Source organism: Marinobacter sp. NSM (genome assembly GCF_052380025.1).
GTDB lineage: Bacteria > Pseudomonadota > Gammaproteobacteria > Pseudomonadales > Oleiphilaceae > Marinobacter.
Genome location: NZ_JBQTCK010000002.1, coordinates 460695 through 475624, shown reverse-complemented (window position 1 = coordinate 475624; position 14930 = coordinate 460695). Strand labels below are relative to the sequence as shown.

Here is a 14930-nt window from a genome sequence, read left to right as displayed (position 1 = left end):
AGCCTGAATGCAGGACGTCAGAACAACGCTCGAAAACAACACTGGCGCACATTCGTTGGACCCGAACCGGTCAGTCGCGGTTTCGTGCGTTGTCTGATTCAACTCAGACCAGCCTTTCGGCACCAAGACCGAAAGGTGGATGACAACAACAAGAAGGATCCATTTCATGTCGATCAAGCAAAAGCTCTCGCGACTTACCTATGGTATTACCGCTGCGGCTGTAATTTCCGGCAGCCTGATCAGCAGCGATGCCCTGGCATCGGAAAGAGTCCGTTGGCAGGTGCCCCTGGCATTCCCGTCGCATCTGATAGGCCTGACTACCCCGGTCAAACACCTGAGTGAGAACCTGAAAGCAGTTTCTGGCGGCAATATCCAGCTTCGTTACTATGAGCCGGGCGAGCTGGTACCCCCGTTTGAAATCATGGAATCCGTCAGCACGGGCAAGTACCCCGCCGGTTACACCTGGGTAGGTTACGATCAGGGTACTATTCCCGCGTTGCCGTTGTACTCTGGCGCCCCCTTCAACATGGAACCCCCTGCCTACCTGGCCTGGTATTACCAGGGTGAGGGCCGCGAGTTACTCGAAGAAATCTACGCCAAACGCAACATCCACCCCATGCTCTGTTCGATCATTGGCCCCGAGGGTGCCGGTTGGTTTGCCAAGCCGATCGAAAGCCTGGATGACATTGATGGCCTGAGAATCCGCTTTGCCGGCATCGGTGGCAAGGTTCTGGAAAAGCTGGGTGCGTCAGTCACCATGATTCCGGGCGGTGAGCTGTATCAGGCCCTGGAACGCAAGACCATCGATGCCACCGAGTTCTCCCAACCGGCCATCGACAAGATGCTGGGCCTGGACCAGATCATCAAAAACTACATCATGCCGGGTTGGCACCAGACTCTGACTACTTCTCACCTGCTGGTGAACAAGGACGTCTGGAACAAGCTCAAGCCTGAAACCCGCGCCGTGATCGAAATGGGCTGCGAATCGGCAACCCTGAAAGGCTTCGCCGAAAGTGAATGGGCCCAGCCCACCGCCCTGCGGGATTACGAGAAGGAAGGTGTAAACGCTCAGACTCTGCCGGAGCCGGTACTGCGTGAGCTTCAGAAAGTCACCAACGAAGTACTGGACGAGATCGCCGCCGGAGACGAAATGTTCCGTCGCGTTCTGACCAGCCAGCGTGAGTTTATGGAACACCACTCCATCTGGCACTCCAAGGGCTACCTGCCCCGGGACTTCTATCAGTACGACTGATACCAAGTCCTGAACCTGTGGGTGCCGGCGTTGCCGGCACCCACCCCGAATTTTCCCTGATTATGTCGAGGTGATTGTGACTCACGAGCACGAATCCCCCAAGGCGCCCGTGCCTGCTCAGGCGGGGTCTGGCCTGCCCTACAACCGGTTGTCCTGGTGGCTGGACCGGTTTGTGGCTGGCGTTGGCAAGCTCAGTTCCTGGCTATGGATTGCCGTGCTGGTGGTGGTGCTGGCCAACGTGTTCAGCCGGTTCATTCTCAATGCCGGATCGATCTGGCTTGAGGAGTTGTCCTGGCACTTCTTCGGTGCCGCCATGATGCTCACCCTGGGCTTTGCGGTGGTGAAAGACGATCACGTTCGGGTGGACGTGTTGCGGGAAAGGTTCTCCCTGAAATGGCAGGCGAGAATAGAGCTGGCGGCCATCTTGTTACTGGCGCTGCCCATCGTCTACCTGATGGTGGAAACGCTGATTCCTTACGCCTACAGCTCTTATGTGTACAACGAGCGTTCCCAGGCTCCCAGCGGCCTGCCCTATCGCTTCATCTTCAAAAGTGTGCTGCCCATCGGCATGACCCTGGTGGGTATTGCCCTGGCTTCCCGGGCCCTGCGTTGCTGCACGCTACTGTTCCGTTTTCCCCGCGAGATTGCCACGCCCGAGGGCTATGGCAACGGCGAACACCCGCATCCGTAACGAGGCACAAGAATCATGGGCTTGGAAACACTTCTGGTTATTGCCATGTTCGCCGCCTTCATGGTGCTGTTGCTGCTGGGTTTTCCAGTGGCCTGGTCATTGGCGGGCATAGGCCTGGTGTTTGCCGTACTGGCGAACTTTCTGATCGAACATTTTGATGCCGACCTCTGGTTTACCTGGAACGGCACCATCGGCGTCCTGGATGCCCGATTGTATGGCGTGGTGGCCAATGAACTGATGGTGGCGCTACCGCTGTTTATCTTCATGGGCATCATGCTCGACCGATCCGGCATTGCTGAAAAATTGATGCACAGCCTGGTTCGGGTGCTCGGCCCCCTGCGCGGTGGCTATGCCATTACCGTGGTGATTGTCGGTGTGCTGCTGGCGGCCTCCACCGGTATTGTCGGGGCTTCGGTGGTATTGTTGGGCATGTTGTCCCTCGGGCCGATGATGCAGGCGCAGTACAACAAATCCCTGGCGGTGGGTACTGCGTGTTCCGTCGGCACCCTGGGTATTCTGGTGCCTCCCAGCATCATGCTGGTGTTGATGGCTGATCGTTTGGGCACGTCCGATGCGTCTGTCGGCAAGCTGTTCATGGGGGCGCTGATTCCAGGCCTGATGCTCGGTGCTATGTATATCCTGTACATCCTGATTGCCTCCTTCATCAAAAAGGACCTGGCCCCGGCGCCAAAAAACCGGGAGCCGCTGGATCTCAGGGCGCTTCTGGATGTATTCCTGGCGGTGGTACCGCCGATGGCGCTGATCATCGCGGTGCTGGGTTCCATTTTCTTTGGCATTGCCACCACCACCGAGGCCTCGGCAGTAGGGGCGTTCGGTGCTTTGCTGATGGCACTTCTGAGCCGGCGTTTAAACGTGGAGGTACTGCGGGAATCCCTGTACCAGACCAGCCGCACCACGGCCTTTATCTTCGGCATCTTTATCGGCGCCACGGTGTTTGCCGCCGTCCTTCGCGGCCTGGGCGGCGACGATGTGATTCGTGACGCCATTACCGGCCTGCCGTTCGGTACCACTGGCATCCTGATCACCGTGCTGTTCATTACCTTCCTGCTGGGCTTCTTCCTGGACTGGGTGGAAATCACCCTGATCATCCTGCCCCTGGTGGCCCCTGTAGTGTTCTCCCTCGGCGTGGAGCCGGTGTGGTTTGCGGTGATGTTCGCCATCTGTCTGCAGACCTCGTTCCTGACCCCGCCGGTTGGTTTCTCCCTGTTTTACATCAAGGGTGTTTGCCCACCGGGGATCACCACACGCCATATCTACCTGGGGGTGCTGCCGTTTATTGCCCTGCAGGTGCTCGGACTGGCGTTGGTTTTCTGGTTCGAACCCCTGGCCACCTGGCTGCCCAACGAAGTCTACGGCGGTCGTTGATATGACCGCCCTGTACAAGACCAATAACAAACCGATCATCAACAAGGAGACAGTGTGATGCGTCTTCACAACCAAGTTGCACTCATCACCGGCGCTGGCCGGGGCATTGGCCGGGCCATTGCCGAACATTACGGCCGCGAAGGCGCCCGGGTAGCGGTCGCGGACTTGACGCTGGAAAGTGCCGTCGACACCGTCGCGGCCATCGAGCAGGCGGGCGGCACGGCCATGGCCCTGGCCATGGATGTCACCGATGAGCAGGCGGTGGACCAGGGGGTTGCTACCATCATTGAGCGATGGGGCCGGCTCGATGTGGCCCTGGCCAATGCCGGCATTCAACACATTGACCCGGTGCATAAACTGGCCTTTGCCGACTGGAGCAAGGTGATGAACGTGCATCTCGACGGCGCTTTTCTGGTGACCCGTGCCGCTTTGCGCCAGATGTACACCCAAGGTGGGGGTACTATGCTGTACATGGGCTCGGTACACTCGGTGGAAGCCTCGCCGCTGAAAGCGCCCTATGTAGCCGCCAAGCATGGCATGCTGGGCCTGTGCCGGGCGGTGGCGAAAGAAGGTGCCGAGCATGGGGTGCGCAGCAATATCATCTGCCCCGGCTTTGTACGCACCCCGCTGGTGGACAAGCAGATCCCAGAGCAGGCCAAAGAGCTGGGCATTTCCGAGGAAGAAGTGATCAGCAAGGTGATGCTCAAGAACACGGTGGACGGCAAGTTCACAACCCTCGAGGACGTATCAGAGCTGGCGGTGCACCTGGCGGCCTTCCCGTCCGCCGCCCTCACTGGCCAGTCGATCGTGGTCAGCCACGGCTGGCATATGCAGTAATTTTCTGGAGAGACGGATGAGCAACACAGAACAATCACCGGTTGTCTGGACCCCGAGCCAGGAAACCCTCACCGGTTCCCGAATGGGCCAGTTCCAGGCCTGGCTTGAGCAACAGGGCTTTGGCCCGTTTGCCGATTACCACGCCCTGCACCAGTGGTCGATCACCGAACTGGACACCTTCTGGCAGAAAGTCTGGGATTATTGTGGCCTGGTCTGCGACACCCCCGCCAAGCGGGTGCTGGGCCGCCGTGAGATGCCTGGCGCCGAATGGTTCCCCGGCATGAAACTGAATTTTGCCGCCAACCTGCTGCGGCTGGCGGACGGCGAGCATGCTGACAAAGAAGCCGTGGTGGCCTACTGCGAAACCCGCCCGGTACTGCGCAAGACCTACGCCGAACTGAAAGCCGACGCCGGCGCCCTGGAAGCCTTCCTGCGCAGCAAAGGCATCCAGAAAGGCGACCGCGTGGCTGGCGTGGTCACCAACGGCTACGAAGCCCTTGTGGGCATGCTCGCCGCCACCAGCTTGGGCGCCATCTGGAGCTCCGCGTCGCCGGACTTCGGCATTGGTGCCATCAACGACCGCTTCGGCCAGATCGAACCCTCCGCGTTGATCGTGGTGAATGGCTACGGCTATGGCGGAAAGGTGTTTGCCCGCCAGGACGACTTTGCCGAATTGATCGCTGGCCTGCCGTCCCTGAAATTGGTGGTCAGCGTAGCGCAACTGCCAGATGAAGCCCCGATCCCCGGCGAGATGGTCACCACCTGGGACGATGCCCTGAAAGCCGGAGAAGGTCAGGCACCTTCCTTTACCCCAGTCGACCCTGATCACCCGGTTTACATCCTCTATTCCTCCGGCACCACCGGCAAACCCAAGTGCATCGTGCACGGCACCGCCGGCTTGCTGGTTAACCATGCCAAAGAGCTTATGCTGCACGGCGACGTGGGCCCGGACGACCGCTTCCTCTACTTCACCACCTGCGGCTGGATGATGTGGAACTGGCAGGCCTCCGCCCTGATGACCGGCGCCGCCGTGATTACCGTTGACGGTTCCCCGGGTTACCCGAGCCTGAATTTCCTGTGGGAGACCGTGGCCAAAGAGCGGGTCACCCACTACGGCACCAGCGCCCGTTTCATCGCCGGCTGCCGCAAAGCCGAACTGCAACCGGCGAAAACCCTGGACCAGAGCCACCTGCGCGTGGTCTTCTCCACCGGCTCCCCACTGCTGCCGGAAGACTACGATTGGGTGTACAGCGATGGCGCCCCCAATGTACTGCTCGGCTCCATCGCCGGTGGCACCGACATCTGCGGCTGCTTTGTGGGATCGACCCCACTGCTGCCGGTACGAAGAGGCGAAATCCAGTGCCGCTTCCTGGGCGTGGACGCCGTGGCCTACGGCGACGACGGCCAGCCGGTCAGCGAAGGCCGGGGCGAACTCGTTTGCCGCCAACCCCTACCCTCCATGCCCGTCAGCTTCTGGCAGGACCCGGACGGCGAACGCTACAAAGACGCCTACTTCAACACCTTCCCCGGCGTCTGGGCCCACGGCGACTTTATCGAATTCACCGAACACGGCGGCGCCATCATCTACGGCCGCTCTGACGCCACCCTTAACCCCGGCGGCGTCCGAATCGGCACCGCGGAAATCTACCGCCAGGTAGAAACCATCAGCGAGGTCAAAGACAGCCTCGTAGTCGGCCGCCAGATCGACGGCGACGTGGAAGTGGTCCTGTTCGTAGTCCCGGCCGACGGCCAGACCGTCACCGACGACCTGATCAAAACCCTGAAAACCCGAATCCGAGAAGGCGCCAGCCCCCGGCACGTACCTAAACACATCGTCGAGGTCCCCGACATTCCCTACACCCGTAGCGGTAAAAAAGTGGAACTCGCGGTGGCCCGGCTGGTCAATGGCTCAAGCAAGGCGGACAACCGGGATGCTCTTGGCAACCCGGAAGCCCTGGATCGGATACGTGAGCGGTTGGTGGCGACTGGTTTGCTCGCAAAGTGATTTGATCGGCCAGGGATGGCCATGAATGCAATGCTTCTGGTTAGCGAGGGTCGGCTTACGACTTAGTACCACAAGTGTTCCGGATGTAGGCTTGGACTCGCTCGGTGATTCAGGTACCTTTGACCACACTACAGGCATGGATTGTGCCGATTAATACCTTGTGGATACACGGACGTGACCAAAATAGCAGACCCGCACTCGCTTGCGCTTCATGAAGCGTTGATGATCGAGGGTGGTTGGGACCAATACTCCGATAGGGAATTGGCCAGCTACCTTTCGAGCTCCAGTTTTACCCCTGCCCGATTACGAGACCAGCTTACCAGTGGCGAGCTGGTGTTGCTGAAAGAGATTCCGGCGGTTCCCGTCTTCCGGCTGGTATCCGGGCGCATTGTTCCCACGGAAAGAGCCTCTGTCGCCATTGCAGAGAATGCCGTCACTGGCTTCGAAAAACGCTTCGGTGACCGGCAAGCGTTTCCTTCCAGAGGCACCGCCTACGCTCATTCCGAGAGGCTGTAAACGAAATTGTGCAACTGCCCACCCATTGCGGGCAGACATTGAGGCTTTACGCATCCAATTTTGGAAGCTCACCAAAACAGAGGGAAGCTTCTCGAGCGAAAACAGTTTGCTGAAGCTCGCGTACGCCGCTATGTTGCAAGTGTCAATATTCTCTGTGGGAGCCGACGATTACAACACCTTTCTCCGACCGCCCCTTCCCCTTCACCTGGTGGGTGGTATGCCGCTACACCCCCAAGCGGGCCGCTGGTCTGCTGCTGATCACCGTTGTGGCCACCACGTTGCAGAGCCTGGTGCCCTACCTGGTCGGACAGTTCGTGGACCAGTTGGATGGCGTTAATGCGGATGAGCTGCTGGCCAGACGTGATCAACTCTACGACCTGTTCTGGCTGCTGGTGTTTGCCTGGCTGGCGGGGCCTTTTGTTCAGCGGCTCTACACCGCCCTGAACGCCTTCACCATGCCGCGGATGCGTGCCGGCATTGATACCGAGCTGTTCGCCTGGACCCTCCGGCAGTCCAAATCGTTTTTCGAGAACAGCATGGTGGGGTCGCTCACCCAGCAGATCCGCAAGGCCGGCCAGGCATCGATCAATCTGTTCGAAAGCTTTGTGCTGCCGTTTGCCTGCGTCGCCACCACCCTGGCGGTCTTCGCCTTTCTGTTTTTCATCACGCTGCCCGGGTATGGCCTGGCGTTTGTCGGGTTCGCTGTGGCCTTTGTGGTGGTGTCCCTGGTGCTGGCGCGGTGGGTGGGGCGCATCGTCAGTGACCTGGCCGCGGCCCGTTCCCGGGTGTCCGGGCGGATTGCCGACACTATCGGTGCCCACGATGTGGTGCGCAGTTTTGCGGCGGAGGCAGATGAGGTCAGGCAGCTGCAGACTCTAGTGGAGGAGGAGTACCGCCGGGGCCGGGATGCCCGGCTGTATTTCACCGTGATGCGCGTGGCGCAACTGGTGCTCAGCGTCGGGTTCATGTCGGTGGTGGTCTGGCATGCCCTGGGAGAGGTGATCGCCGGGCGGCTGACACCGGGCAATCTGGTGATGATGCTGACCATCGGTGTGCAGCTAGCGCTGACCATCAATGACTTGGGCGATAACATCCTGTCCTGTTTCGAATACGTGGGGGACTTGCAAGAATCGCTGGATGCGCTGGTCCATCCGATTGCGATTACCAGCGCCGACGGCGCAGCGCTGCCTGAGCGTGCCCAGGGCGGTTTGACCCTGGACAAGGTTTCGTTCCGCTACCCCGACGGCAAGCAGGTGTTCCGGGCGTTGTCGGTCACGGTTGCACCGGGTGAGAAGGTCGGTATCGTCGGTCGCTCCGGGGCCGGAAAGACCACGCTGCTGCGGTTGATTACCCGGCAATACGATCTGGAACGCGGCCACATCCTGCTGGACGACCGGGATATCCGCGAGTTGACGCTGCAGGGCCTCAAACACCAGCTGTCGGAGGTGTCCCAGAGCGCGGAGCTATTCCACCGCACCATCCTCGAAAATATCCGGTACGCCCGGCCCGGGGCCAGTGACGATGAGGTCATGGCGGCGGCCAAGGCTGCACTCTGCCACGACTTCATCATGGCTCGGGACGGCGGCTATCAGGCGGTGGTGGGCGAGCGCGGGGTGAAACTGTCCGGCGGCGAGCGCCAGCGCATTGCCATTGCCCGGGCCATTCTGAAACAGGCGCCCATCCTGTTGCTGGATGAGGCCACCTCGGCTCTGGACAGCCAAAGCGAACGCGAAATCCAGCGGGCATTGGAAACCCTGATGACCGACCGTACGGTGATTGCGGTAGCTCATCGGTTATCGACCCTGGCTGGCATGAATCGGATTCTGGTTCTGGAGAACGGCGCTGTGATTGAGGAGGGTAGTCACGAAGCTCTGCTGGCACAACGGGGCGCCTATGCCCGCCTCTGGGAGATGCAGAGCGAGGGGTATCTGGCCACGGAGTAAGACGTGCGCCGGATTTTGATCCGTAATGACAATCGTTCGTATTTTACTGTACTATTGTTCATTATTTGAGCCTTCCCATTCTTAGGTGACACGGTGAACGAACAGGCAGACGGGCTGGAAATCCTCTACAGGAAGCATTTTTCCTGGCTGAATTCTCTACTTCTTCGCAAGGCCGGGTGCTGCGAACTGGCTGCCGACCTGGCTCAGGATACCTTCTTGCGCCTGATCAAGCGCCAGCAAGACCCGGCGGTGATTGAGGAACCCCAGGCCTATCTCGGGCGAATAGCTCGGGGGCTGCTGGCCAATCACTGGCGCCGTAGGGATATCGAACAGGCCTATCTGGCCGCCCTGCAATCTCGTCCCGAAGCGGTGGCGATTTCCCCCGAAGAGCACCATGAAATCCTCGATGCCCTTTACCGGATCGACGACTGCCTGAAAAATTTACCGGAAAAGCCAAGAAACGCGTTCCTCTTATCCCGTTTCGAGGGGCTTACTTATCAGCAGATAGCTGAACAACTGGGTGTATCGGACCGGATGGTCAAAAAATATATGGCCAAGGCCATGTTGCACTTCATGACAGCTATTCAGTAATTCCCTGACACACTTCGGGCCGACCTATGAGACCACAAGGGCACTCCGGGCCTCCGGACCATCAGGCGATGGCGGAAGCAGCGGAATGGTTTGCCTGGCTGGAAAGCGAAGACTGTACCGACGCAGACCGTGCGCGCTGGCGGGCCTGGCTGGACCGGGCCCCAAGTCACCGTAAAGCCTGGCATCTGATTGAACAGATCGATGAGGATTTCCGTCTTGCCAGCCGCGGGCCGGCGCGGGAAGCTCTGAGCGCTGCCGGCCAGAGCCGCCGGACAGCCCTGAAAGCGCTGATGGGTATCGGCGTGGCCGTGCCGGCGGCCTGGCTTGCCAGTCAGTCGGATCTGGCACGTACCTGGAACAGCGACCTGCAGACGGCCACTGGGGAAATCCGGGAGGTGACCCTGGAAGATGGCACCCGGCTGTGGCTGGACACCGCCAGCGCCGTGCGCCTGGACTTCAACGACGTCCGGCGCATCATCGTCTTGCTGGTGGGGGCGATTCATGTGCATACCGCGCCGGATTCACGGCCTCTGCAGGTGGCCGTCGATCAGGCAACGATCCAGCCCATTGGCACCCGGTTTTCGGTGTCCCGGCATGACCAGCCGTTCACGGTGGCGGTCGAGGAGGGCGTGGTGGAAGTCTCGGATCTTACCGGCGGCCGGGTCCGGGTTCTGTCTGGAGAGAAAGCGATGTTGGATCCCGTATCAACACGTGTTTCCGAAGCCCGGGGAAGTGATTTCGCCTGGGTCTCGGGCCGACTTGTGGCCGATAACCTGCCCCTGGGGCACCTGGCCGACCGGTTGAATCGCTACTACCCGGGGATGATCGTGGCCACACCAGCGGCGGCAGAGCTTCGGGTTGTGGGAGCCTTCCCGCTTGATCGTATCGATCAATCCCTGGATGCCCTGTCCGATTCCCTGCCCGTGGTCGTTCGTCGAGTGACCCCCTGGTTTGTTCTGATCAGCACCTGATGACATTTTCCTACCCCCTATGTCCCTGACTTTCGATCAACACCAGACCGCCGTAGGGGCCAGCAAGGTGGCCCGCCCGATCACGATGATCCTTATTCTGGCCGCGTTGATGGCGCTGGCCGCCCTGGCCAGTCTGCGGATCGGTTCCCTGCCGTTGTCCACGGGTACCGTGGTTGAGAGCCTGGTGGCTTATGACGGCTCCGATGAACACCTGGTGGTCCGGACTCTGCGCTTGCCGAGAGTCCTGCTGGCCATCATGGCGGGCGCAGCGCTCGCGGTGGCCGGTGCCTTAATGCAGGCGGTTACCCGAAATCCGCTGGCGTCGCCCACCATCTTTGGCCTGAATGCCGGAGCCGCGTTTGCGGTGGTGACCTTGTCGTTTGTGGCGGGGCTGACCAGTCCACTACTGCTGGTGCTGGCCGCCTTCGCTGGCGCCATCGGCGCGGTTACCCTGACCTACCTGATCGGTTCGGCGGGCCATGGCGCGACACCGGTCAAGCTGGCGCTGGCGGGCACGGTGGTAGGTATTCTCCTGTCGGCCTGGGTTAGCGGCATTCTGATCTTCGACCAGCAAACCCTCGATGAAGTCCGGTTCTGGCTGGCCGGCTCTATTGCCGGCCAGTCGCTCGACGCCAGTCTGGTCACTCTGCCATTTCTTTTGTTGGGGCTGGTTTTGGCCATTGCGATCAGCCATCAAGTCAACGCCCTGAACCTTGGAGAGGAAGTGGCCATTGCCCTGGGCCAGAACACCGCCCGTATCCGGTTATTGGCAACCCTGGCCACAGTATTGCTTTGTGGCGCTGCGGTTGCCGCAGTGGGGCCCATCGCTTTTGTCGGCCTGGCGGTACCGCACCTGGTGCGCCTGCTGATCGGGCCAGATTACCGCTGGATTATGCCTGGTTGCCTGCTGGGCGGGCCTGCGCTGCTGCTGGCAGCCGATACCCTCGGCCGGGTCGTGGTATCGCCGGGTGAATTGCAGGCCGGGATTGTCACCGCCCTGATTGGTGCGCCGGTACTGATTCTGGTGGTCCGGCGGCACAAGGTGATGCAGTTATGACCTCACGATTATCTCTCGCGGGGCTCTGCTGTCTCGTCGCCCTGGCCGGTGCTCTGTTGCTCGCGCTCTGGTCACTGAGCCTCGGGGTTTTCCCGCTGTCTTCGGCGGCTCTGGGCCAGGTGGTGACCGGCAATCTGTCAGCCATTGAAGCCATGGTTCTTTATGAACTGCGCCTTCCCCGCACCATCGCGGCCCTGCTTGTGGGCTTTGCCCTGGGGATGTCGGGTTGCCTGTTCCAGGGGCTGGTGCGCAATCCGCTGGTGGCACCGGACATCATCGGGATCAACGCCGGCGCCGGGTTGGCGGCCGTTGCTTTAATCACCACCGGGACCGGTCTTGGCATGGTGCCTCTGGCCGCCATGGGCGGCAGCCTGCTGACCGCTTTGATGATCTATACCCTGGCCTGGAAAGCGGGAATCGTTGGCAACCGGTTGGTGCTTGTAGGAGTGGGAATCAATGCCATTCTGGGCGCACTGACCAGCTACCTGATTATCAAGTTCCCGGTTGAGTCGGTCACTCCGGCCCTGGTGTGGGCGGCCGGTTCGTTGACTATGGCGCAGTGGCCACTGCTGGCCTGGCTGGCCGCTACGCTGTTGGTAGCAACACCGCTGACGTTGATCCTGCTTCGCCGGCTGCAACTGCTGCAGCTGGGGGACGACAGCGCCCGGGCCCTCGGCCTGGTGGTGGAGCGTGACCGGGCCTTGCTGCTGCTGATTGGCTCCTGCCTGGCGGGCGCGGCCGTGGCGGTGGCCGGGCCGATCGGATTTGTAGCGTTGATCGCGCCCCACATTGCCCGCCTGCTGGCGGGGCCCCTGACCACAGGCGTGCTGCTGCTATCGGGACTCACCGGCGCCTGTCTGGTTATGTCTGCCGAGCTGATTGCCCGTCATGCCATGGCGCCGGTGACACTTCCGGTGGGCCTGATTACCGCCGCCACCGGCGCGCCCCTGTTTCTCTACCTGCTTCATCGCGAGAACCGCAAAACCTGAGGAGCCGACCATGCCCGATCTGCGTGCACAGCAAGTGACCCTGGGATACGCCGGCCGGCCGGTGATTGATGACCTTTCCGTGGTTTTTCCCGAGGGCGCCATCACAGTGATCGTCGGCGCCAATGCCTGCGGTAAATCCACCCTCCTGAAATCCGTGGCCCGCCTTCTCAAGCCCAGTTCAGGCGAGGTGTTGCTCGACGGTAAATCCGTACACCAGCTGCCCACCCGGCATCTGGCCCGGCGTCTGGGTATGTTGCCGCAATCGCCGGTTACCCCCGAGGGCCTGACCGTGCGGGATCTGGTGGGTCGGGGCCGGTTCCCCCACCAGGGTCTCTTCGCCACCTGGCGGCCTGAGGACGAGCGGTCGGTCACCGAGGCCCTCACCCTGACCGGCATTCTGGAACTGCAGCACCGGCCGATGGACGAGCTGTCCGGCGGCCAGCGTCAGCGCGCCTGGATTGCCATGGCCCTGGCCCAGCAGACCGAGATTTTGCTGTTGGACGAGCCCACCACCTTCCTGGACATTGCCCATCGGCTGGAGGTTCTGGACCTGTTGCACCGCCTTAACCGGGAGCGGGGAACCACCATTGTGATGGTGTTGCATGATCTGAACGAGGCCAGCCGTTACGCCGATCACCTGATTGCCATGCGTAATGGCGGCATTGAAGCGGTGGGCCCACCCCGGAAGGTGGTGACCGCAGAGCTCGTCCGCCGGGTTTTTGCCATCGACAGCCTGATACTGTCTGACCCGCTGACCGGCAGCCCCATGGTAGTTCCGCGCAGCGCTGTGGGGGTGAATGTGCCCATCGGGGCAGAGCAGGAGCCAGAGAGCGAACCGGTATCACACAGCGGGGAGGTCCGTCATGGCTGAGAACTGGGCGGAGTCACCCCTGGCCGAATCTCTGGCGGCAGTGGCACGCGAGGGCGGTGACGACTTGTCCTGGCTGGCGCCCAGCCCACCGGGCGGGTACAACTCGCTGGCGGAATTACCGGCCGCGAGAGGTCGCCTGGATTGGCTGTTGACCCGGCTTCCCGAGGTCTGGGACAGCGAGGATCCGCGGTTCGGCGCAGCGTGGCTGTTCGAGAAAACCGTGGAACACACGGTCTCTGCTCTGGCCGGCTGTTTCGTACTCCACCATCGGGTTCCCCTGGCTGGCCCCCGGGACATCTGGGTGAATTACGACGCCGACGGTGTCTGCTCGGCCCCGGGGTTCAGTGATCCCGCTTTTGCCTGTCTTGCAAGCGATGCTTCTGCGGACCACCAGGATGCCGTGGTTGTTGAAACTGTTGAACAACTGGGCCAGCGCCTGCTGGCGCAGCTGCACGATTTATACCGGCCCCTGGCCGAGACGCTGGCCCGCCCCGCGCGGCGCGGGCTTCGCACCCAGCTAAAGGTTGTGGCGGATCTGGCCATTGTCGCGGTGTGGTGGTTTGCGCGGGAATTCCGGGGAGAAGCCGAGGGGTTCCGCTATGCAGAAATGCTTGGCCACGGCGGGCCGCCCTTGTGGGGAAAGGCCGGATTCCGGGATTTTCCCCATCGCGGCCGGGTGTTCCGGCACCGGATTCGCAATACCTGCTGCCTGTTCTACACGCGGCGCGAGAATCGCTACTGCTTTACCTGCCCTCTGCGCAGCAAGGAGAACCGGAACGAGCGCTGGGGTGAGCATTTTGATGCACAGATGGAGGCGAAACCATGACCCGACTGCGGGGATTGGCCGGGGGGGTGGCGCTGGCCGGCCTGCTGGGTGCTGGTGGCCTCGTTGGTGTGGCCCATGCCGGGTACCCCAAGACCATAGAACACGAATTCGGTGAGATACGATTAGCCGAAAAACCCGAGGTGATTGTCTCGCTGGAGCCGGCGGCCGTGACCGACAGCCTGATCGCCCTGGGTTTCCCGCCCGCGCTCAGCGCCACCTATGGACTGGCCGGTGGCGATGACCCCGACGTCTGGCCGCCGGCGATACGGGAGCAAGCCATGGCTGCCGGCATCCGCTCCGTCGGTACCACCGCGGAACCCAATCTGGAAGCGATCGCGGTGGTACAGCCTGACCTTATCATTGCCTATCCCTGGCAGGCGGCAACCCTCTATCGCCAGCTGTCGTTGATCGCGCCCACGCTGGTGGTGCCGTTCGTTCGCGATTTCCGGCCGCCCATGCAACTGATTGCTGAGGCGTTGGATGCCACCGCCGAGGCCGACGCTCTCATCGAGGAACTGAGACACCTGCAGCAGGCCATCAGGCAGGCCCACGGAGGCACTGAGATCGGGATTGTCCGGCCGAGGCAGTTTGCCGCGTGGCTCTATGGCCCGGGTTCGAACGCCGGGCGCCTGCTGGTGGAAGCCGGACTGGAGATCGAGGTCCCCGTGGAGGACAGTTCGGTGACACCGGACAGTCCCTCGGCGATTTACGATCTGTCGCTGGAGCGGGTGCCGGGGATTGAGGCAGAGTTCCTCTTTTTCATCCTCTACAACCTGGAGGAACCGCTCGACCGTTACCTGCAGCATCCAGTGTGGCAAAGGGCAGACGCAGTAGCGGAAGATGCAGTGCAGGGCGTTCAGGGTATTGCCTGGACCAACCATGGCCCGCTGGGTGCACTTGAGATGTTGCGGGAGGTAAAGCAGGCGCTGGACGCTAGGTCCGGCGCCGCGGATTGAGCGGGGCAAGCGGTTGCTTGCCCCGTCAGGTAGGCCGAC

General features: G+C 61.5%; 14 protein-coding genes. All 14 read left to right on the top strand.

The window, feature by feature from the left end; translation table 11 throughout:
• Positions 1-166 precede the first annotated feature (166 nt).
• The 14 genes from ACTZWX_RS06265 (at position 167) to ACTZWX_RS06200 (ending at position 14891) form a co-directional block, all read left to right on the top strand.
• Complete coding sequence (locus tag ACTZWX_RS06265; protein ID WP_444713197.1) at positions 167-1252, top strand: TRAP transporter substrate-binding protein; 1086 nt, start codon at positions 167-169, stop codon at positions 1250-1252.
• Between the two features lie 76 nt (positions 1253-1328).
• The gene (locus ACTZWX_RS06260; protein WP_197463808.1) at positions 1329-1943 is read left to right on the top strand and encodes a TRAP transporter small permease subunit; all 615 of its coding nucleotides are present in this window, start codon (positions 1329-1331) and stop codon (positions 1941-1943) included.
• A gap of 15 nt (positions 1944-1958) precedes the next feature.
• Complete coding sequence (locus ACTZWX_RS06255) at positions 1959-3329, top strand: TRAP transporter large permease (protein WP_444713196.1); 1371 nt, start codon at positions 1959-1961, stop codon at positions 3327-3329.
• A 57-nt stretch (positions 3330-3386) separates the two neighbouring features.
• Positions 3387-4166, top strand: a complete 780-nt coding sequence (locus ACTZWX_RS06250; protein WP_444713195.1) for a 3-hydroxybutyrate dehydrogenase — start codon at positions 3387-3389, stop codon at positions 4164-4166.
• 16 nt (positions 4167-4182) lie between these two features.
• Entirely contained in the window at positions 4183-6171 is a 1989-nt protein-coding gene (locus tag ACTZWX_RS06245; RefSeq protein WP_444713194.1) for an acetoacetate--CoA ligase, read from the top strand.
• Positions 6172-6345: 174 nt separating this feature from the next.
• Entirely contained in the window at positions 6346-6687 is a 342-nt protein-coding gene (locus ACTZWX_RS06240; protein ID WP_444713193.1) for a hypothetical protein, read from the top strand.
• Positions 6688-6899: 212 nt separating this feature from the next.
• Positions 6900-8630, top strand: a complete 1731-nt coding sequence (locus ACTZWX_RS06235; RefSeq protein ID WP_444713192.1) for an ABC transporter ATP-binding protein — start codon at positions 6900-6902, stop codon at positions 8628-8630.
• 93 nt (positions 8631-8723) lie between these two features.
• The gene (locus ACTZWX_RS06230; RefSeq protein WP_444713191.1) at positions 8724-9221 is read left to right on the top strand and encodes a sigma-70 family RNA polymerase sigma factor; all 498 of its coding nucleotides are present in this window, start codon (positions 8724-8726) and stop codon (positions 9219-9221) included.
• Positions 9222-9289: 68 nt separating this feature from the next.
• Positions 9290-10192 (top strand): FecR domain-containing protein, encoded by a 903-nt coding sequence (locus ACTZWX_RS06225; protein ID WP_444713190.1) that lies wholly within the window; start codon positions 9290-9292, stop codon positions 10190-10192.
• Positions 10193-10211: 19 nt separating this feature from the next.
• The gene (locus tag ACTZWX_RS06220; protein ID WP_444713189.1) at positions 10212-11249 is read left to right on the top strand and encodes a FecCD family ABC transporter permease; all 1038 of its coding nucleotides are present in this window, start codon (positions 10212-10214) and stop codon (positions 11247-11249) included.
• A complete protein-coding gene (locus ACTZWX_RS06215) occupies positions 11246-12238 on the top strand; it encodes a FecCD family ABC transporter permease (RefSeq protein WP_444713188.1) in 993 nt (330 codons plus the stop codon). The genes ACTZWX_RS06220 and ACTZWX_RS06215 overlap by 4 nt, the downstream gene beginning before the upstream one ends.
• A gap of 10 nt (positions 12239-12248) precedes the next feature.
• On the top strand, positions 12249-13109 hold the full coding sequence (locus ACTZWX_RS06210; RefSeq protein ID WP_444713187.1) for an ABC transporter ATP-binding protein: 861 nt from the start codon (positions 12249-12251) through the stop codon (positions 13107-13109).
• Entirely contained in the window at positions 13102-13935 is an 834-nt protein-coding gene (locus ACTZWX_RS06205) for a (2Fe-2S)-binding protein (protein ID WP_444713186.1), read from the top strand. The genes ACTZWX_RS06210 and ACTZWX_RS06205 overlap by 8 nt, the downstream gene beginning before the upstream one ends.
• Positions 13932-14891 (top strand): ABC transporter substrate-binding protein, encoded by a 960-nt coding sequence (locus ACTZWX_RS06200; protein WP_444713185.1) that lies wholly within the window; start codon positions 13932-13934, stop codon positions 14889-14891. Before ACTZWX_RS06205 ends, ACTZWX_RS06200 begins: the two co-directional genes overlap by 4 nt.
• Positions 14892-14930: the final 39 nt, after the last annotated feature.

Coding starts and splice junctions, on each gene's coding strand:
- ACTZWX_RS06265 (WP_444713197.1), top strand. CDS start 167: ATGTCGATCAAGCAAAAGCTCTCGCGACTTACCTATGGTATTACCGCT.
- ACTZWX_RS06255 (WP_444713196.1), top strand. CDS start 1,959: ATGGGCTTGGAAACACTTCTGGTTATTGCCATGTTCGCCGCCTTCATG.
- ACTZWX_RS06250 (WP_444713195.1), top strand. CDS start 3,387: ATGCGTCTTCACAACCAAGTTGCACTCATCACCGGCGCTGGCCGGGGC.
- ACTZWX_RS06245 (WP_444713194.1), top strand. CDS start 4,183: ATGAGCAACACAGAACAATCACCGGTTGTCTGGACCCCGAGCCAGGAA.
- ACTZWX_RS06225 (WP_444713190.1), top strand. CDS start 9,290: ATGGCGGAAGCAGCGGAATGGTTTGCCTGGCTGGAAAGCGAAGACTGT.
- ACTZWX_RS06220 (WP_444713189.1), top strand. CDS start 10,212: ATGTCCCTGACTTTCGATCAACACCAGACCGCCGTAGGGGCCAGCAAG.
- ACTZWX_RS06215 (WP_444713188.1), top strand. CDS start 11,246: ATGACCTCACGATTATCTCTCGCGGGGCTCTGCTGTCTCGTCGCCCTG.
- ACTZWX_RS06210 (WP_444713187.1), top strand. CDS start 12,249: ATGCCCGATCTGCGTGCACAGCAAGTGACCCTGGGATACGCCGGCCGG.
- ACTZWX_RS06205 (WP_444713186.1), top strand. CDS start 13,102: ATGGCTGAGAACTGGGCGGAGTCACCCCTGGCCGAATCTCTGGCGGCA.
- ACTZWX_RS06200 (WP_444713185.1), top strand. CDS start 13,932: ATGACCCGACTGCGGGGATTGGCCGGGGGGGTGGCGCTGGCCGGCCTG.